This is a genomic window from Streptomyces sp. NPDC056628, assembly GCF_042792555.1.
Lineage (GTDB): Bacteria > Actinomycetota > Actinomycetes > Streptomycetales > Streptomycetaceae > Streptomyces.
This window is the reverse complement of the sequence record NZ_JBHTWG010000010.1, coordinates 135,220-152,865: the sequence shown is the minus strand read 5'-3', so window position 1 is coordinate 152,865 and position 17,646 is coordinate 135,220. Positions and strand designations below refer to the sequence as shown.

Below are 17,646 nucleotides of genomic sequence, written 5' to 3'. Positions count from 1 at the left end.
GAGCCGGACAGCACGGGAGGACCCCCGGGCGGCTCGGCTCCGTATACCTCGACGGTGCCGTGCTCCGGCAGGCTGCCGGGACACGTGAGCCGGTCACGATCCGTCCAGGGCGGTCCGGCTCACCGGCCTCGGACCGTCCGCCACGGGAGGCGGGGATGCGGGACCGGTTCACGGTTGCGGGTCAGCGCCGGAGTTGCACCGGCTTTCCCCCGAACGGGTGTGTGATGACGACCGGGCCACTCTACCCGCCCGTAACCCGGGCCCTCCGGGGCACCTCGCACCGGGTACCGTCCTGCCGACACGAGGGGGGCCGGACAGTGGGGCGACTGATCGGTTCGGGGCGGACCGCCGACGTGTACGAGATCGACCGGCACTGGGTGCTGCGCCGGGACCGGGAGGGACACGGCGACGCGCTCGCCGACGGCGAGGTGACGGCGCACGTCCGCGGCCACGGCTACCCGGCGCCCCGGGTCCGCCCCGACGGCTCCTCGCGGACCGAGCTGGTGAGGGAGCGCCTGACGGGACCGACGATGCCGGGCGCGCTCATCGAGGGCACGCTCACCCCGGACGAGGCGGGTGCGGAGCTCGCCCGCCCGCTGCGCCGGCTGCACGGCCTGCCCGGGCACCGGCCGGAGACCCGTGTCCTCCACCCGGACCTGCACCCCGACAACGTGATCCTCACCCGCGACGGGCCGTTCGTCATCGACTGGAGCAACGCCCGCGACGGCGACCCCGGCCTCGACTGGGGCTCCTCCGCGGTGATCCTCGCGCAGGCCGCGGTCGGTGACGGAAGTCTCGCCGAGGCCGCACGCGCTCCTGGCCGCCCTGCCGGCCGACCCCTCGGACCGCACCGAGGCCGGCCTCGGTCAGGCCCTGCGCGACCGGGCGGCCAACCCGACGATGACCGAGCGGGAGACCGGGCTCCTCGGCGCCGCCGAGAAGCTGATCCGCACGGTGGTGCCCGCCTAGGTCTCAGACCGCCACGTACGCCACCGGTTCGCTCCCCGCCATCGCCTCCGCCCGGCCCAGCTTCACCAGGCGGCGCAGATGCGCCTCCGCCTCCGCGACCGCGATGGTGCGCGAGCCCGGCGGGATCTGCTCCCAGGGGCGGTTCCACTCCATGCGCTCGGCGAGCTGCCACGGCGTCAGCGGGGTGGTGAGCAGCGCCAGCAGACCGGTCAGCCGCGCCTCGTGGTGGGCGAGCAGGTCCCGTACGCGCGCGGGCGCGTCGGTGAACGCGTGCTGGTGCGCGGGCAGCACCTCGGCGGGGCGGAGGGCGGCGACGCGCTCCAGGGAGGCCAGGTAGTCGCCTAGGGGATCGGTGGCCGTGGTGTCGTCGGGGTCCTCGTACAGGCCGATGTGCGGGGTGATCCCGGGCAGCAGGTGGTCGCCGGAGAACAGCCGGCCGTGGCCGGGCAGCCCGGCCGGGTGGTCCTCCTCCAGGTGCAGGCAGACATGGCCCGGGGTGTGGCCCGGCGTCCAGACCGCGCGCAGCCGGCGGCCCGGCAGGTCCAGCAGGTCGCCGGGGACGATCTCCCGGTCGGGGTCGGCGGGGGAGAAGCCCGGCAGCGAGCCGGGGCGGCGGGCGCCGCGCAGAGGGGCCACGTGCTCCTCGGGGGCGCCGGCCGCCGCGAGCTTGTCGGCCATGTACGCGCGCCACGTCTCGGGGCGCGTCGACCGGGTGCGCCGGACGATCGCCGCGTCCGCCGCGTGCATCGCGATCCAGGCGCCGGACGCCTCGCGCACCCGGCCGGACAGGCCGTGGTGGTCCGGGTGGTGATGGGTGATCACCACCCCGTGGATCTCACCGGGCGCGGTGCCGCAGACCGCGAGGCCGTCGGTGAGGGTGTCCCAGGAGTCCGGGTCGTCCCAGCCGGTGTCGACGAGCACGGGACCGCGGTCGGTGTCGACGACGTGCACGAGGGTGTGGCCGAGGGGGTTGTCCGGGATCGGCACCCGGAGGGACCGCACCCCGCCGCCGTGGTCGTACACCTGCGTCATGGGCTCCCCCATCGCCGCGACCGTCGCGCGGCACGGACCGGCCGCCCGGCCATGATAACTAGAACGAGTTCCGATGGGAGCCCGAGTCATCCACCGGGCCCGCAGGTGACGGGGAAGGCGCGTGCGCCGGGGGGCGGCCGGTCGTGCACGCTCCGTGGACTCCTCGGGGTGGAACTGGTATCAGTTCCCTGTATCTGATGGGCCGTCAGGGCCGGTGGGCCGGGCCGTCAGTGCGTCAGGCGCGTCCAGGTGCGGCTCCGGGGAGGCAGTCGGTCATGACCGAACTCGTGGAACACGGACGGCTGTTCATCGGCGGGCAGTGGGCCGACCCGCTGGGCGGGGACGTCATCGAGGTGGTCTCGCCGCACACGGAGGAGGTCATCGGCCGGGTGCCGCACGCCTCCCGGGCCGATGTGGACCGGGCCGTCGGCGCGGCGCGCCGGGCCTTCGACGACGGGCCATGGCCCCGGACGAGCCTCGAGGAGCGCATCGAGGTCGTCAGCCGCATCAAGGACGGGATCGCCGCCCGGCACGACGAGATCGCCCGCGTCATCTCCGCCCAGAACGGCTCCCCGTACTCCTGGAGTGTCCTCGCCCAGGCCCTCGGCGCGATGATGGTGTGGGACGCGGCGATCACCGTCGCACGCGGCTTCCCCTACGAGGAGCCGCGCGACGGCGTCCTCGGCCGGATCCTCGTGCGCCGCGAGCCGGTCGGGGTCGTGGCGGCCGTCGTCCCCTGGAACGTCCCGCAGTTCGTCGCCGCCGCCAAGCTCGCGCCCGCCCTGCTCGCCGGCTGCGCGGTCGTCCTCAAGCCGTCCCCCGAGTCCCCGCTCGACGCCTATCTGCTGGCCGAGATCGCGGCCGAGGCCGGGCTGCCCGAGGGCGTGCTGTCCATCCTGCCCGCCGACCGCGAGGTCGGTGAGCACCTGGTCGGGCACCCCGGCGTCGACAAGGTCTCCTTCACCGGCTCCGTCGCCGCCGGCAAGCGCGTCATGGAGGTCGCCGCCCGCAACCTCACCCGCGTCACCCTGGAACTCGGCGGCAAGTCGGCGGCCGTGGTCCTGCCCGACGCGGACGTCGAGGCGACGGTGGCGGGAGTGGTCCCGGCCGCCTGGATGAACAACGGCCAGGCGTGCGTGGCCCAGACGCGCATCCTGCTCCCGCGCTCCCGCTACGACGAGTTCGCCGAGGCGTTCGCCGCCGCGGCCGGCGCCCTCGTGGTCGGCGACCCGCTGGACCCCGCGACCCAGGTCGGGCCGCTGGTGGCGCGGCGCCAGCAGCGGCGCAGCCTCGACTACATACGCGTCGGGCAGGAGGAGGGCGCGAAGATCCTCACCGGCGGTGGACGCCCCGCGGGCCTGGAGAAGGGCTGGTACGTCGAGCCGACCCTCTTCGGCGACGTCGACAACTCCATGCGCGTCGCCCGCGAGGAGATCTTCGGCCCGGTCATCTGCCTGCTGCCCTACGGCGACCAGGACGAGGCCGTCACGATCGCCAACGACTCGGACTACGGGCTGTCCGGAAGCGTGTGGACCGGCGACGTCGAGCGCGGCATCGAGGTCGCCCGGCAGGTGCGCACCGGGACCTACTCCGTCAACACCTTCAGCCTGGACATGCTGGGCCCCTTCGGCGGTTACAAGAACTCCGGGCTGGGGCGGGAGTTCGGGCCCGAGGGGTTCGGCGCGTACCTGGAGCACAAGATGATCCACCTGCCCGCCGGCGGGGAGGCCTGAGGATGGGCGACCGCTGGCACGTCGAGGTCGACCGGTCGCTGTGCGTCGGCTCCGCCCAGTGCCTCCACCACGCCCCCGGCGCCTTCCGGCTCGACGGCGCCCGCCAGTCCCATCCGGCCGACCCCGAGACCGACGCCGACGAGTCGGTCCTCGCGGCGGCCGAGAGCTGCCCCGTGGAGGCCATCGCGATCACCCTGCTGGGCACCGGGGAGCCCGTCTTCCCGCCCGAGGAGTAGCTCAGCGGCGCCGCGGCTCCTCGGGGGCCGTCAGGTCGATCAGCCGGCACACCGTCTCGATGTCGATCTTCACCTGGGCGATCGAGGCACGCCCCGACAGCCAGGTGATCAGGGCCGAGTGCCAGGTGTGCTCGATGACGCGGACGGCGGACAACTGCTGCGGCGTCGGGTCCTCCAGACCCATCGCGTCCAGGATGATCATCGTGGTCTGGCGGGAGACCTGGTCGACCTCGGGGGACACGCTGCGGTCCGCGAACGTCAGCGCCCGCACCATCGCGTCCGCCAGATGCGGCTCGCGCTGGAGGGCGCGGAACGCCCGCATCAGGGTCTCCGCGACCCGTTCGGCCGCCGTCGCGCCCTGCGGCGGCTTCTTGCGCAGCGTGCCGTGCATGTGCTCCAACTGCGCCTGCATCGTGGCGACCAGCAGATGCACCTTGGACGGGAAGTAGCGGTACAGCGTGCCGAGCGCCACCTGGGAGGACTCCGCGACCTCGCGCATCTGCACGGCGTCGAAGCCGCCCCGGCTCGCGAGCTGCGCGCTGGCGTGCAGGATGCGTCGGCGGCGGGCCTCCTGCCGCTCGGTGAGAGGCGGTGAGGAGGGGTTCGCGCTACTGACTTCCGCAGGCATGGATCCCGTTCCGTGACAGTCGGTGAGGGTGGGTGACCGGACAGAGCATGCCAGGGGTCCGCCGTGGCGTGAATCACCTGATCCATCGCTCACAGCGGCTCTACCTGCCGGTAGATTCAGAGCCTCCTGAACGATCAAGTCTGAAACTTGTTCTAGATTAGCGTCCCGGCGTAACCTCGCGGGGCAGAGCAGGGAGAAGGGGGCCCGGAGTGACCGCTGAGGCCAGGGAGGCCGGGTCTCCGACGGACCTTGCCGCCGACGGCGGGCGACCGCTCGACATCGCGCTCCTCACCTACAAGGGGAACCCGTTCTGCGGTGGCCAGGGCGTCTACGTCCGGCACCTCTCCCGCGAACTCGCCCGCCTCGGCCACCGCGTCGAGGTCATCGGCTCCCAGCCCTACCCCGTGCTCGACGAGCACGAGGACTACGCGGGCCGCCTCACCCTCACCGAGCTGCCCAGCCTCGACCTCTACCGCCAGCCGGACCCCTTCCGCACGCCGAAGCGCGGCGAGTACCGCGACTGGGTCGACGCGCTGGAGGTGGCGACCATGTGGACCGGCGGTTTCCCCGAGCCGCTGACGTTCTCGCTGCGCGCCCGCCGCCTGCTGCGCGCCCGCCGCGGCGACTTCGACGTCGTGCACGACAACCAGACCCTCGGCTACGGCCTCCTCGGCGACGTCGGCGCCCCCCTCGTCACCACCATCCACCATCCCATCACCGTGGACCGCCGGCTGGAGCTGGAGGCCGCCACGACCTGGCAGCGGCGGATGTCGGTACGCCGGTGGTACGCCTTCACCCGGATGCAGAAGCGGGTCGCGCGCTGCCTGCCGTCCGTCCTCACCGTCTCCGGCACCTCCCGCCGCGAGATCGTCGACGACCTCGGCGTACGGCAGGACCGCGTCCACGTCGTCCACATCGGCGCCGACACCGGCCTGTTCTCACCGGACCCGTCGGTGCGCCGGGTGCCCGGCCGGATCGTGACGACGTCCAGCGCCGACGTCCCGCTGAAGGGCCTGGTGTTCCTCGTCGAGGCGCTCGCCAAGGTCCGCACCGAACACCCCGACGCCCATCTCGTCGTCGTCGGCAAGCGCCCCGAGGAGGGCCCGGTCGCCCGGGCCGTCGAGCGCTACGGCCTCGAAGGCGCCGTCGACTTCGTCAAGGGCATCTCCGACGCCGAACTCGTCGACCTGGTCCGCTCGGCGGAGGTGGCCTGCGTGCCGTCGCTGTACGAGGGCTTCTCGCTGCCCGCCGCCGAGGCCATGGCCACCGGCACCCCCCTGGTCGCCACGACCGGCGGGGCGATCCCCGAGGTCGCCGGACGCGACGGCGAGACCTGCCTCGCGGTGCCGCCCGGCGACTCCGGCGCGCTGGCCGCCGGCCTGACCCGGCTGCTGGGCGACGCCGGCCTGCGCGACCGGCTCGGAGCGGCCGGACGCGAGCGGGTGCTCGAGCACTTCACCTGGGCCAAGGCCGCCGAGGGCACGGTGGCCCGGTACCGCGAGGCGATCGCCGCCGGCCGGCGCCCCCGCGCCACGGCCGCGGACACCGTCCCGGCCGCCCCTCTCCGCTCCACGACCCCACCCGTCACCGCCACGACCTCCCCCCTCGTCGAGGGCGCCGACACCGAAAGCAGGGCCACGTGCTGACCGTCGACTTCTCCCGGTTCCCGCTCGCCCCGGGCGACCGTGTTCTGGACCTCGGCTGCGGTGCCGGACGGCACGCGTTCGAGTGCTACCGGCGCGGCGCCCAGGTCGTCGCGCTGGACCAGAACGGCGAGGAGATCCGCGAGGTCGCGAAGTGGTTCGCGGCGATGAAGGAGGCCGGCGAGGCCCCCGAGGGCGCCACCGCCACCGCCATGGAGGGCGACGCCCTCGCGCTGCCCTTCCCGGACGAGTCCTTCGACGTCGTGATCATCTCCGAGGTCATGGAGCACATCCCCGACGACAAGGGCGTCCTCGCCGAGATGGTCCGGGTCCTCAAGCCCGGCGGGCGCATCGCCGTCACCGTCCCGCGCTACGGCCCCGAGAAGGTCTGCTGGGCGCTGTCCGACGCCTACCACGAGGTCGAGGGCGGCCACATCCGCATCTACAAGGCGGACGAACTGCTCGCGAAGATCCGCGAGGCGGGCCTGAGGCCGTACGGCACCCACCACGCCCACGCGCTGCACTCCCCCTACTGGTGGCTGAAGTGCGCGTTCGGCGTGGACAACGACAAGGCGCTGCCGGTGAAGGCGTACCACAAGCTCCTCGTCTGGGACATCATGAAGAAGCCGCTGGCCACCCGGGTCGCCGAGCAGGCGCTGAACCCGCTGATAGGCAAGAGCTTCGTGGCGTACGCGACCAAGCCGCACCTGCCCCGGGTGGACGCGCGGTGACCACTCCCCGGACAGAACACCTCGTCCTGACCGGGGTCCTCACCGCCGAGCAGGCCGCCGCGACCGTGGCCGGCATCCTCGCGGTACAGCGGGAGGACGGGGCGATCCCGTGGTTCCGCGGACACCACCTGGACCCGTGGGACCACGTCGAGGCCGCCATGGCGCTGGACGCCGCCGGGGAACACACCGCCGCCGAGCGGGCGTACACCTGGCTGGCCACCCACCAGAACGACGACGGCTCCTGGTACGCCGCCTACCGCGACGGCGCCCACGACGACGTCACCGACTCCGGGCGCGAGACCAACTTCGTCGCCTACGTGGCGGTGGGCGTCTGGCACCACTACCTGTCCACGGGCGACGACACGTTCCTGGACCGCATGTGGCCCAGCGTGTACGCGGCGATCGAGTTCGTGCTGCGGCTCCAGCAGCCGGGCGGGGAGATCGGCTGGCGGCGCGACGACGACGGCACCCCCACCGAGGACGCCCTGCTCACCGGCTCCTCCTCGATCCACCACGCGCTGCGGTGCGCGCTGGCCATCGCCGAGCAGCGGGAGGAGCCCCAGCCGGACTGGGAGCTCGCGGCGGGCGCGCTGCGCCACGCCATCCGCCGGCACCCCGAGCGGTTCCTGGACAAGAACCGCTACTCGATGGACTGGTACTACCCGGTGCTCGGCGGGGCGCTCACCGGCGCCGCGGCCGAGGCCCGGATGCGCGAGGGCTGGGGCCGGTTCGTCGTGCCCGGCCTCGGGGTGCGGTGCGTCGTGCCCAACCCGTGGGTCACCGGCGGCGAGTCCGCCGAACTCGCCCTCGCGCTGTGGGCGATGGGCGAGTCCGACCGTGCGCTGGAGATCCTCCAGTCCATCCAGCATCTGCGGGACGCCGAGAGCGGCCTGTACTGGACGGGGTACGTCTTCGAGGACGACGCCATCTGGCCGCGTGAACTCACCACGTGGACAGCGGGATCCGTCCTGCTGGCCGTCGCCGCGCTCGGCGGCCACGAGGCCACCTGCGCGGTGTTCGGCGGGGACCGCCTGCCGGCCGGCCTGGACCCGGACTGCTGCGCCTGACCGCCGGAGCCGGGTGTCAGTGCCGGTGCACCCGGCCGGCGATGGCGTGCCCGACGAACAGGTAGACCACGGCGGCCAGGCCGTACCCGGCGACCACGCGGGCCCACTCCTCGTCGAAGGTGAACAGATCGTGCGACCAGCCCGCCAGCCAGCGGGCGGCGTCGTGGACGAACTGCACGAAGTCGTTGCCGGGGTTGGCCCCCAGCAGGTACATGAGGATCCACAGGCCCAGGATGAGGGCCATGACATCGGCGACGATCGCAATGACCGTGCCGGCCTGGTTCGCACCGTTGCGATATCTAGGGGACATGCTCCTCGCTTGACCCCTGAACCCGGCTTGAAACCCGGCCCGTGCCTATGAGTTGATTTCGGCCAGCACCCGCAGGGTGTGCGGGTCCGGGGCCAGCGCCAGCAGATCCGTCACCGGTCCCGCACGCCACAACTCCAGGCGTTCCCTGATCCGTTCCCGCGGACCGACCAGGGAGATCTCGTCGGCGAAGGCGTCGGGCACCGCCCGCACGGCCTCCTCCCTGCGCCCCTCCAGGAACAGGCGCTGGACGCGCCGGGACTCCTCCTCGTACCCCATGCGCGCCATGAGGTCGGCGTGGAAGTTGCGGGCCGCGTGGCCCATGCCGCCGATGTAGAACCCGAGCATGGCCTTCACCGGGAGCAGTCCCTCGGCCACGTCGTCGCAGACCCGCACCTGGGCCAGCGGGGCGATCCGGAACCCGGGCGGGAGGTCGCGCACCGCGTCCCCGTACACCCCGGGCCTGCTCGGCGACCAGTACAGCGGCAGCCACCCGTCCGCGATCCGCACCGTCTGCGCCACGTTCTTCGGCCCCTCGGCGCCGAGCAGGACGGGCAGATCGGCACGGAGCGGGTGGGTGATCGGCTTCAGGGCCCTGCCGAGGCCGGTGGCGTCCGGACCGCGGTACGGGTGCGCGTGGAACCGCCCGTCGAGTTCCACCGGAGCCTCGCGCCGCAGCACCTGCCGTACGACGTCGACGTACTCGCGGGTCGCGGTCAGCGGCGAGGCGGGGAACGGCCGCCCGTACCACCCCTCCACCACCTGCGGCCCCGACAGCCCGAGCCCCAGCAGCACCCGTCCGCCCGAGAGGTGATCCAGGGTCAGGGCGTGCATCGCGGTGGCCGTGGGGGAGCGGGCGGCCATCTGCGCGACGGCCGTCCCCAGCCCGATCCTCGACGTGCGCGCGGCGATCCAGGTCAGCGGCGTGAAGGCGTCGGACCCCCAGGACTCCGCCGTCCACACCGTGGCATAACCAAGGCGCTCGGCCTCCACGGCGAGCGGCACGTGGCCGGCGGAGGGGCCGCGGCCCCAGTATCCGAGAGCGAGCCCGAGCCGCATACCAGCCTCCTGACGGTCCGTCAGCCAAGGGGCGAGGGTACGGCAACGGCCCCCCACCCGGAAGGGCGAGGGGCCGTCGTACGGCGTCGGGGCTCAGCCGCGCTGGATGCCGCTCGTGTCCTGGAGGACACCGCGGCGGCCGTCCTGCGTCTGCGCGACCAGGGCCGCGCCGCGCTGCTCGACGGCCAGGTACCAGGTGCCCGGCGCCAGTTCGGCGATCGGGTTGGGCGAGCCGTCCTCCGGGAAGAGGGGGCGCGCCACCGGTACGGCGAACCAGAACGGGGAGAAGTCACCGGCCGGCGCGGGCGCCTGCGGCTGACCGCCCCCGAACGGCGGCTGCTGCTGCCCCGGCGCACCCGGGTAGCCGTAACCGGCCTGCGGCTGCCCGCCGTAGGGCTGCGGCGCGGCCGGACGCGGCGCCGGCACGAGCGCGGCCTGCAGCGCCGGCACGAGCGGCGTCGCGACGGCGGCGGCGGCGAGGATCAGGGCGGCGAGGAAGCCGAGGATGAGACCGGCGCCGGCCTTGTCGGCGTCGATCAGGTACCACAGAAGGACCCACGCCGAGGAGATGCTGAGGGCGACACCGACCTGCCCGAGGTCGAGGCCGGCGACCTTCCGGGGCTGAGGCAGCAGCCGACCGACCACGACGAGGCCGGCGCCGATCACGCCGCCCAAGTAGGTGCCGATACCGAGCCCGAGGTTGTCCCAGGAGTTGGGAAGCTCGACGGAACTGCAAAAGCTGCCACTGCAGCCGACAATATCGAGGAACGACGCGATGAACAGCAATACCGCTGCTCCGATCACCACGCCGTCGCCTCGAGTGAGGGAGCGGATATTCACTTCAGGTCCTTCGTCAGTCGTCTCAACATCGGCATCGTTGGAGGCGCCGCTGTCACCATGTCGCCGTCTGGCCGCGGTGTGAAGCGCGGGGGTGGCCCCTCATCGTAAGGACGACCTTATCGTCCGTCCGACGAGGCTGTCCGCCGGGATCAACCCCAAGACCCCTACCCTCGCAGGAAACTCACGATTCCCTCAGAGATTCCCTGCGCCGCCTTCTGGCGCCAGGCGCCGCTGGTGAGCAGTGCCGCGTCCTTGCTATCGCGCATGTTGCCGCACTCGATGAACACCTTGGGAACCGTTGACAGATTGAGACCGCCGAGGTCCTGACGCGTGACGAGACCGGTGCCGTCGCCGACGTAGTTGGAGGGCGCGCTTCCGGTCACGCGGACGAACGCGCCCGCGACGCGCTCGCCGAGGGCCCGCGACGGGGCGACGATCGGGCCGGTGTTCGCGTCGCCCTTGGACACCTTGCCGGGCAGGATGACGTGGAAGCCGCGCTGCCCGGCGCCCGCGCCGTCCGCGTGGATCGAGACGACGGCGTCCGCGTGCGCCTTGTTGCCGATCCGGGCCCGCTCGTCCACGCAGGGGCCCCACGGCCGGTCGCCGTCCTGGGTGAACTTCACCGTTGCGCCCTGCTTCTCCAGCAGCGTGCGCATCCGGCGCGCGACGTCGAGCGTGAACTCGGCCTCCGCGTAACCCGCGTTGGTGGCCGTCCCCGTCGTGTCGCACTCCTTGCGGTTCGTGCCGATGTCCACCTGGCGGTTGATCTCGGCCGTGTGGCGGAAGTTGCCGGGGTTGTGGCCCGGGTCGACGACGACGACCTTGCCCGCGAGCGGGCCGGTGCCCGGGGCGGATGGGGCCGGGCCCGGCTTCTCGTCGTCGTGCGTGGAGGAGGCCGCCGGCCGGGTGTTCGCGGGCGACGGACGTACCGCCGCCTCACCGGAACCGCCTCCGCCGTCGCCCACCGTCGCGTACACCAGCCACCCGAGCAGGGCCCCCGGGACGAGGGCGGCGGCGGCCACGGTCAGGGCGCGGCGACGGCCGCGGCGGGGCTGCGGAGGATCGAAGTCCGGACCTAGGTACGACACGCCTGCCACCTTACGGGCCGGGTCCGGGCCGTGCCGTCGCGGCGCATCAGAGGCCGTCACCCGTCCGTCGCAGCACCCGCAGCGAGTCGGTCGCCGACACCTCCGTGAAGGCGCCTGAGGCGAGGGCCCGCAGGTAGACGCGGTACGGCGCCTGGCCGGTGAACTCGTCGGCCGGGTCCGGGAACACGTCGTGGATGACGAGCAGGCCGCCCTCGGCCACATGCGGGGCCCAGCCCTCGTAGTCGGCGTTCGCGTGCTCGTCGGTGTGACCGCCGTCGATGAAGACCAGGCCGAGGGGCGTGCCCCAGACCTTCGCGACCTGCGGGGAGCGGCCCACCAGTGCGACCACGTGGTCCTCCAGGCCCGCCCGGTGCAGGGTGCGGCGGAACGTCGGCAGGGTGTCCATCAGGCCGAGTTCGGGGTCGACGGTCTCCGGGTCGTGGTACTCCCAGCCGGGCTGCTGCTCCTCGCTGCCGCGGTGGTGGTCGACCGTGAGGGCCGTCACCCCGGCCGCGCGGGCCGCGTCGGCGAGCAGGATCGTGGAGCGCCCGCAGTACGTGCCGACCTCCAGCAGGGGGAGCCCCAGCCGTCCGGACTCGACGGCCGCCGCGTACAGGGCCAGGCCCTCACCCGTGGGCATGAAGCCCTTCGCGGCCTCGAAGGCGGCCAGGATGTCGGGCTGGGGGGCGGGGGCCATGGGGGTCCTCTCCGTCGTACGACCGTATGGGCGCCCATGGTGCACCACACCCCCCGCCACCTGGGCGACGGGGGGTGCGGGCGGGCCGGGGAGGCGGGTGTCAGGCGGTGACGGCCTCGCCCGGCAGCGCCAGGTCGACGTCCACCGCGCCGTCCTCGCCGGGATGCGTGGCCGACGAGGCGAGCGGCGCGTGCCCCTCGGCGCGGGCGGCCAGGACGTAGGCGCCCCGGTTGGGGACGGTGAGGGCGTAGCTGCCGTCCTCTGCGGAGAGCGCGGCGCCCGCCTGCCGGCCGCGGCGGTCGATCAGGGTGACCTTGGCGCGGGCCACCGGGGTTCCGGCCGCGTCCAGGACGCGCCCGCGGAAGCCGCGCAGGGCCTCCTCGGCGCGCTCCAGGTTGGCGTCCTCCTCGCTGCTGGCGCGCAGCTGCGGGTGGCCGGAGGGGCGCTGCCGGGGCAGGAGCAGGGCGAACGCGAGGCCGAGGACGACGGCGCCGGTCGCGATGAGGAAGGACAGCCGGAAGCCGTGCAGGGAGGGCACCGCCACCCCGCCGGCGTCGTTCGCGGTGTTCGCCAGCACCATGCCGATGACGGCGCTGGACACGGACGTGCCGATGGACCGCATCAGGGTGTTCAGGCCGTTCGCCGCGCCCGTCTCCGAGGCCGGCACCGCGCCGACGATCAGCGCGGGCAGCGAGGAGTACGCGAGCCCGATGCCCGCGCCGAGCACCACCGAGATCACCAGGCTCTGCCACGCCGCGCTCATCAGGCCGAGACCGGCGCCGTAGCCGATCGCGATGATCAGCATGCCGAGGATGAGGGTGGTCTTGGGGCCGTACCGCGCGGACAGACGGGCGTAGACCGGGGCGGTGACCATCATGGTCAGGCCGAGCGGGGCGACGAGCAGGCCCGCCACGACCATCGACTGGCCGAGGCCGTAGCCGGTCGCCGTCGGCAGCTGGAGCAGCTGGGGGAGGACCAGCGAGACGACGTAGAAGCTGACGCCGACCATGATCGACGTGAGGTTGGTGAACAGGACGGCCGGGCGGGCGGTGGTGCGCAGGTCGACCAGCGGCGCCTTGATGCGCAGCTCGTACACGCCCCACAGGAGCAGGACGGCCGCCGCGGCGCCGAACAGCCCGAGTGTCATGCCGGACGTCCAGCCCCAGTCGCTGCCCTTGGTGATGGGCAGCAGGAACAGTACGAGACCCGCGGAGAGGCCGAGCGCCCCCGGGAGGTCGAAGGTGCCCGCCGCGCGGGCCTCGGACTCGGGGACGACGAGGAGGGTCAGGCCGATGGAGAGGACGCCGAGGGCGGCGGCGCCGTAGAAGAGGGCGTGCCAGCTGGCGTGCTGGGCGACCAGGGCCGCGGCCGGCAGGGCCAGACCGCCGCCGACGCCGATCGAGGAGCTCATCAGGGCCATCGCCGAGCCGAGCCGCTCGCGGGGCAGCATGTCCCGCATCAGGCCGATGCCGAGCGGGATGGCGCCCATCGCGAAGCCCTGGAGGGTACGGCCGACGATCATGGGGAGCAGGGCGCTGGTGACGGCGCTGAGCAGGGCGCCGGCCACCATCACGGAGAGGCTGGCTATCAGCATGCGCCGCTTGCCGAAGAGGTCGCCGAGACGGCCCATGATCGGGGTGGCGACGGCGCCGGAGAGCAGGGTCGAGGTCAGTACCCAGGTGGCGTTGCCGGGCGTCGTGTCCAGTAGCTGCGGCAGGTCCTTGATGATCGGGACGAGCAGCGTCTGCATCACCGCGACCACGATGCCCGCGAAGGCCAGGACGGGGACCACGGCTCCGGAGGTCGCTCTGCCGGCGGGCCGTTCGATGCTCGTTCGTGTCATGTGTACGTCGAACTCCGTCTGCCCGGGCAACTATTCCGATGCTTTGGCACACTAACGAAATCTTGACCTTCTCTTGAGAGAGGGGGCTGCCAAAATCCGTGCGGGCCGGGAGGCAACGGTTCCAGGGGCTCATGGACTCCTTCGGACATCAAGGAGGTGCCCATGGGGGATCGCAAGGCGGTCCGGGACGCGGAGTTCCAGAGATTCGTCACCAGCCGCTGGCCACGCCTGCTGCGGACGGCCTTTCTCCTCACCGGCGAGCAGCACGCCGCGGAGGACCTGACACAGACGACGCTGGAACAGGCCTACGTGGCCTGGCGCAGGGTGGGGACGGCCGACGACCCGGAAGCCTATGTACGGCGCGTGATGATCAACGCGCACGCGCGCAGACACCGGCGGCGGCTCAGGGAGTTCCTGGCGCCGAAGGACGACTCGGGCCTGGCCCGCGAGGTGCCGGACAGCGGTGACCGCATCGCCCAGGCCGACGACCGCGGCGCCCTGCTGGCGGCGCTGGCCCAACTGCCGCCCCGGCAGCGGGAGGCCGTCGTGCTGCGTTACTGGGAGGACCTGACCGAGACACAGACGGCCGAGGCGATGGGCTGCTCCGTCGGCACCGTGAAGAGCAATGCGGCCAAGGGCATCGCGAAACTCCGCGCCCTGCCGGGACTGGCGGAGACGGTCACGCAGGGAGGGCGGAGCCGATGAGCGCGAAGCGGGAGACGAACCACCACATGACGATCCACGGCCTGACCGTCCACGACCCGGCGGACTCCGGCCTCACCCCCTCCGACATCGCACTGCTGCTCGCCGGCGCCACGGACGGCGTCGACGTCGGTGCCGCCCCGTATGCGGCGGTCCTGCGGGGCGGACGCCGCCGCAAGGCCCGCCGCTGGGCGGCGGCGACGGCGACCGCCCTGGCCCTGGCCGCCTCGGCCGGCACCCTCGCGGTGGCCGGGCTGCCCGCGGCGGACGGCTCCGGGGACTCCTCGGTGGCCGCCGGCCCGGCCACCCCGCCCCCGCCCCCCGGCCCGGACGTGCGCACGCCCTCGCGGACCCTGCTCGCGAGCGGGACCGACCACGGCACGAAGTGGCGGGTCCTCCTCGACCTCTGGGACGCCCCGCGCACCGAGCGCCAGGCCGCCGCCGAGCTCGCCGCGATGCGCTCCTTCGGGCAGCGGCCGGCGGACGTGGACGACGCCGCCGACCTCGTCGGCAGGAGCTCCTACTTCGTGCTGCGCGAGTACGGCGAGCCGGGCACGGCACGCGTCGTCAGCGAGGGCGCGTTCACCGACGGGGACCGCTCGTCCGGCGACGACGTCGAGGCCGTCGCGCTGCCGCTGAAGCCCGGCGCGAAGGGCGCCGGCGGCGCCCAACGGCTCGTCGTCGGCAAGGTCGCCCTGGACGCCCGGAAGGTCACCTGCACCTGGAAGGACGGTACGACGACCGAGGTGCCGTCGTTCCTCGAGGCGGCCGGCGGGCCCACCCCCACGAAGTCGGTCGACATGGGCGGCGCCGACCCGCTGATCCGGGTGGTGGAGGGCTCACCGGCGGCCTGGTTCACGTGTCTGGCCCCCCCGGGCACGGCGTTCGGGTCCGTGGCGGTCACCGAGTAGCGGCGGGCGGTTGCGGGGGCACGGCGGCCCGGTCACAGCCACCCCTGCTGCCGTGCCTCGCGCAGCGCCTCCGTCCGGTTGCGCGTGCCCGTCTTGCCGATGGCCGAGGACAGGTAGTTGCGGACCGTCGACTCCGACAGATGGAGCCGGGCGGAGACGTCGGCGACCGTGGCGCCGTCCGACGAGGCGTTCAGCACGTCGCGCTCCCGTGCGGTGAGCGGGTTGGGACCCGCGCTGAGGGCGGCCGCGGCGAGGGCCGGATCGATCACCGTCTCGCCGGTCAGCACCCGGCGGACGGCGACCGCCAGATCCTCCACGGGCCCGTCCTTGACCAGGAAGCCGGCGGCACCGGCCTCCATGGCCCGCCGCAGATAGCCGGGGCGGCCGAACGTCGTCAGGATCAGCACCCGGCACCCGGGTACCTGGTCGCGCAGCTCGGCGGCGGCGTCCAGGCCGCTCAGGCCCGGCAGTTCGATGTCGAGGAGGGCCACGTCGGGCCGGTGCGTGAGGGCGGCGTCCACGATCGTGTCACCGGCCGACACCTGCGCCACCACCTCGATGTCCGGCTCCATCCCGAGGAGCAGGGCGAGCGCCCCGCGCATCATGCCCTGGTCCTCGGCGAGCAGCACCCGGATGTGTTTCCCGGGCCGGCGATCCCGCGGCATCTCGTTCACGGCCCCAGCGTAGGAGGGCGGGCGGCCGAAGGCACCGGCCGTGACGGGGGAGAGCGGGCCGGGGGCGGCAGCGTGAGGAATGGGGCCCGCGCCGCCTCCGCGCCCGTCACGGTCACTCCCCGGCACCGGTTCAGTGGGCCCGGGGGTAGGCGGTGACCGGAGTGTCGCCCGCGTCGGTGGCGCCTGTCGGCCGGACCGTGTGCCCCGGCTCGTCGCGTCCCCGGGAAGTCCGGCGGTCCCCGCGACGCCCCCGCGCCCGGCTTCCGTCACCGGTTGAGCGTCCCGGCGGCGACCGGAGCGTCACCCGCGTCCGTGGCGTCCGTGGGCCGGACCGTGTGCCCCGGCTCGTCCGGGTTCGCGGGAAGTTCCGCCGTCACCACGAACCCGTCGCGCTCCGCCCCGGCCGTCAGCGTGCCCCCGGCGGTCGCCAGGCGCTCGGCGAGCCCCCGCAGGCCCGTGCCTCCGGCGGTCCGAGGGCGGTCGCCGCCGCGGCCGTCGTCCGTCACCGTCAGCCGCGCGCGCTCACCGTCACCGCTCACGGCGATCTCGCAGCGGTTCGCGGCGCTGTGCCGGACGACGTTCGTGGCCGCCTCCCGCACCACCCAACCCAGCAGGGCCTCCGTCTGCGGGGCGAGCGGCGGCCCCGAGCGGCGTACGACCGGGTCGACGCCGGCCGCCCGCAGCGCCGAGACCGCGCCGTCGATCTCCCGGCTCAGGCTGCCCTGCCGGTAGCCGGTCACGGCCTCGCGGATCTCCGTGAGCGCCTGCCGGCCGACCGACTCGATGTCGGCGAGCTGCGCCTGTGCCGCGTCCACGTCCCGGGTGGTCAGCCGCCGGGCCGCCTCGGCCTTCACCACGATCACCGACAGCGTGTGCCCGAGGAGGTCGTGCAGATCGCGGGAGAAGCGCAGCCGCTCCTGCTCGACGGCCCGGTGCGCCAGCTCCTCGCGGGCGGCCCGCAGCTGCCGTACGGCGTCCGAGAGCGACAGGATCGCCGCCGTCACCATGGTCGAGATCCAGGTGGCGTAGGCGATGCCGAGTCCGCCCCAGCCGTCGCGGGAGACGGCCACCGCACCGGCCAGCACACCCAGGGCCACCCCGGTCAGGCGCAGGTGCGGGAAGCGCACGGCCGCGCCGGTGGCCAGCCCGAGCAGGGGGAAGAACAGCAGCCAGGTGCCGCCGTAGGCCAGCGCCAGGGCACAGGTCACCCCGGTCATGAGCACCAGGGCCACCCTGGTCGAGAGCGCCTCCCGGGTCTCCTTCACGAAGGAGCGGAACGCGACGTAGACGTACAGCGAGTTGAACGTCAGCAGCCCCAGCCCGCCGATCAAGGGGTCCGCGGTCTCGCCCTGGAAGAGGTTGGAGAGGGAGCCCAGGCCCATGAGCAGCCACGGCAGCAGGCTGTAGCCGTTCGGCGCGCGCGTCTCCTCCCGGGCGGGCGCGCACGAGGTCCCATGGTGCTTGAACAACCAGGCCATGTCCGTGT

General features: G+C 73.6%; 17 protein-coding genes, 1 pseudogene and 1 riboswitch. Of the genes and pseudogenes, 8 read left to right on the top strand and 10 right to left on the bottom strand.

Annotated elements, in window-relative coordinates:
- Positions 1-111 precede the first annotated feature (111 nt).
- Positions 112-209, bottom strand: a riboswitch (cobalamin riboswitch).
- A gap of 108 nt (positions 210-317) precedes the next feature.
- Positions 318-969, top strand: a pseudogene (locus tag ACFRAC_RS16005) (phosphotransferase).
- Positions 970-972: 3 nt separating this feature from the next.
- Here the strand turns inward: ACFRAC_RS16005 and ACFRAC_RS16000 are convergent.
- A complete protein-coding gene (locus ACFRAC_RS16000) occupies positions 973-2,001 on the bottom strand; it encodes an MBL fold metallo-hydrolase (RefSeq protein WP_382924537.1) in 1,029 nt (342 codons plus the stop codon).
- A 275-nt stretch (positions 2,002-2,276) separates the two neighbouring features.
- Here ACFRAC_RS16000 and ACFRAC_RS15995 point away from each other — a divergent pair, with 275 nt between their 5' ends.
- Positions 2,277-3,734, top strand: a complete 1,458-nt coding sequence (locus ACFRAC_RS15995) for an aldehyde dehydrogenase (protein WP_382924489.1) — start codon at positions 2,277-2,279, stop codon at positions 3,732-3,734.
- Between the two features lie 2 nt (positions 3,735-3,736).
- Positions 3,737-3,970, top strand: coding sequence for a ferredoxin (locus tag ACFRAC_RS15990; protein ID WP_382924488.1), 234 nt, complete (start codon positions 3,737-3,739; stop codon positions 3,968-3,970).
- 1 nt (position 3,971) lies between these two features.
- Here the strand turns inward: ACFRAC_RS15990 and ACFRAC_RS15985 are convergent, their stop codons facing one another.
- Positions 3,972-4,598 carry a TetR family transcriptional regulator gene (locus tag ACFRAC_RS15985; protein ID WP_382924487.1) on the bottom strand — a complete coding sequence of 209 codons (627 nt, stop codon included), beginning with the start codon at positions 4,596-4,598 and terminating at the stop codon, positions 3,972-3,974.
- A 209-nt stretch (positions 4,599-4,807) separates the two neighbouring features.
- Here ACFRAC_RS15985 and ACFRAC_RS15980 point away from each other — a divergent pair, with 209 nt between their 5' ends.
- From ACFRAC_RS15980 to ACFRAC_RS15970, 3 genes are read left to right on the top strand one after another with little or no spacing between them, the layout of a single operon-like run.
- Positions 4,808-6,244 (top strand): glycosyltransferase family 4 protein, encoded by a 1,437-nt coding sequence (locus ACFRAC_RS15980; protein WP_382924486.1) that lies wholly within the window; start codon positions 4,808-4,810, stop codon positions 6,242-6,244.
- Positions 6,238-6,972: a class I SAM-dependent methyltransferase gene (locus ACFRAC_RS15975; protein ID WP_382924485.1), complete on the top strand. Its 735-nt coding sequence runs from the start codon at positions 6,238-6,240 to the stop codon at positions 6,970-6,972. The genes ACFRAC_RS15980 and ACFRAC_RS15975 overlap by 7 nt, the downstream gene beginning before the upstream one ends.
- A complete protein-coding gene (locus ACFRAC_RS15970) occupies positions 6,969-8,039 on the top strand; it encodes a prenyltransferase/squalene oxidase repeat-containing protein (protein ID WP_382924484.1) in 1,071 nt (356 codons plus the stop codon). The genes ACFRAC_RS15975 and ACFRAC_RS15970 overlap by 4 nt, the downstream gene beginning before the upstream one ends.
- 16 nt (positions 8,040-8,055) lie before the next feature.
- Here the strand turns inward: ACFRAC_RS15970 and ACFRAC_RS15965 are convergent, their stop codons facing one another.
- From ACFRAC_RS15965 to ACFRAC_RS15940, 6 genes are all read right to left on the bottom strand, one after another.
- Positions 8,056-8,349 (bottom strand): hypothetical protein, encoded by a 294-nt coding sequence (locus tag ACFRAC_RS15965; protein WP_361343901.1) that lies wholly within the window; start codon positions 8,347-8,349, stop codon positions 8,056-8,058.
- 45 nt (positions 8,350-8,394) lie between these two features.
- Positions 8,395-9,405, bottom strand: a complete 1,011-nt coding sequence (locus tag ACFRAC_RS15960) for an LLM class F420-dependent oxidoreductase (protein WP_382924483.1) — start codon at positions 9,403-9,405, stop codon at positions 8,395-8,397.
- 93 nt (positions 9,406-9,498) lie between these two features.
- Complete coding sequence (locus ACFRAC_RS15955; RefSeq protein WP_382924482.1) at positions 9,499-10,245, bottom strand: DUF5336 domain-containing protein; 747 nt, start codon at positions 10,243-10,245, stop codon at positions 9,499-9,501.
- A gap of 164 nt (positions 10,246-10,409) precedes the next feature.
- On the bottom strand, positions 10,410-11,333 hold the full coding sequence (locus ACFRAC_RS15950; RefSeq protein WP_382924481.1) for an N-acetylmuramoyl-L-alanine amidase: 924 nt from the start codon (positions 11,331-11,333) through the stop codon (positions 10,410-10,412).
- A gap of 46 nt (positions 11,334-11,379) precedes the next feature.
- Complete coding sequence (locus tag ACFRAC_RS15945; protein ID WP_382924480.1) at positions 11,380-12,030, bottom strand: class I SAM-dependent methyltransferase; 651 nt, start codon at positions 12,028-12,030, stop codon at positions 11,380-11,382.
- 100 nt (positions 12,031-12,130) lie between these two features.
- A complete protein-coding gene (locus tag ACFRAC_RS15940; protein ID WP_382924479.1) occupies positions 12,131-13,873 on the bottom strand; it encodes an MFS transporter in 1,743 nt (580 codons plus the stop codon).
- Between the two features lie 162 nt (positions 13,874-14,035).
- Here ACFRAC_RS15940 and ACFRAC_RS15935 point away from each other — a divergent pair, with 162 nt between their 5' ends.
- Positions 14,036-14,578, top strand: a complete 543-nt coding sequence (locus ACFRAC_RS15935; RefSeq protein ID WP_382924478.1) for a SigE family RNA polymerase sigma factor — start codon at positions 14,036-14,038, stop codon at positions 14,576-14,578.
- A complete protein-coding gene (locus tag ACFRAC_RS15930) occupies positions 14,575-15,486 on the top strand; it encodes a hypothetical protein (RefSeq protein WP_382924477.1) in 912 nt (303 codons plus the stop codon). The genes ACFRAC_RS15935 and ACFRAC_RS15930 overlap by 4 nt, the downstream gene beginning before the upstream one ends.
- A 32-nt stretch (positions 15,487-15,518) precedes the next feature.
- Here the strand turns inward: ACFRAC_RS15930 and ACFRAC_RS15925 are convergent, their stop codons facing one another.
- Both ACFRAC_RS15925 and ACFRAC_RS15920 read right to left on the bottom strand, forming a co-directional pair.
- Positions 15,519-16,151 (bottom strand): response regulator, encoded by a 633-nt coding sequence (locus ACFRAC_RS15925; protein WP_382924536.1) that lies wholly within the window; start codon positions 16,149-16,151, stop codon positions 15,519-15,521.
- A gap of 275 nt (positions 16,152-16,426) precedes the next feature.
- Positions 16,427-17,542: a sensor histidine kinase gene (locus ACFRAC_RS15920; protein ID WP_382924535.1), complete on the bottom strand. Its 1,116-nt coding sequence runs from the start codon at positions 17,540-17,542 to the stop codon at positions 16,427-16,429.
- Positions 17,543-17,646 lie beyond the last annotated feature (104 nt).

Coding starts and splice junctions, on each gene's coding strand:
- ACFRAC_RS15940 (WP_382924479.1), bottom strand. CDS start 13,873: ATGACACGAACGAGCATCGAACGGCCCGCCGGCAGAGCGACCTCCGGA.
- ACFRAC_RS15930 (WP_382924477.1), top strand. CDS start 14,575: ATGAGCGCGAAGCGGGAGACGAACCACCACATGACGATCCACGGCCTG.
- ACFRAC_RS15945 (WP_382924480.1), bottom strand. CDS start 12,030: ATGGCCCCCGCCCCCCAGCCCGACATCCTGGCCGCCTTCGAGGCCGCG.
- ACFRAC_RS15935 (WP_382924478.1), top strand. CDS start 14,036: ATGGGGGATCGCAAGGCGGTCCGGGACGCGGAGTTCCAGAGATTCGTC.
- ACFRAC_RS15960 (WP_382924483.1), bottom strand. CDS start 9,405: ATGCGGCTCGGGCTCGCTCTCGGATACTGGGGCCGCGGCCCCTCCGCC.
- ACFRAC_RS15990 (WP_382924488.1), top strand. CDS start 3,737: ATGGGCGACCGCTGGCACGTCGAGGTCGACCGGTCGCTGTGCGTCGGC.
- ACFRAC_RS16000 (WP_382924537.1), bottom strand. CDS start 2,001: ATGACGCAGGTGTACGACCACGGCGGCGGGGTGCGGTCCCTCCGGGTG.
- ACFRAC_RS15920 (WP_382924535.1), bottom strand. CDS start 17,542: ATGGGCCTGGGCTCCCTCTCCAACCTCTTCCAGGGCGAGACCGCGGAC.
- ACFRAC_RS15925 (WP_382924536.1), bottom strand. CDS start 16,151: ATGCCGCGGGATCGCCGGCCCGGGAAACACATCCGGGTGCTGCTCGCC.
- ACFRAC_RS15965 (WP_361343901.1), bottom strand. CDS start 8,349: ATGTCCCCTAGATATCGCAACGGTGCGAACCAGGCCGGCACGGTCATT.
- ACFRAC_RS15995 (WP_382924489.1), top strand. CDS start 2,277: ATGACCGAACTCGTGGAACACGGACGGCTGTTCATCGGCGGGCAGTGG.
- ACFRAC_RS15985 (WP_382924487.1), bottom strand. CDS start 4,598: ATGCCTGCGGAAGTCAGTAGCGCGAACCCCTCCTCACCGCCTCTCACC.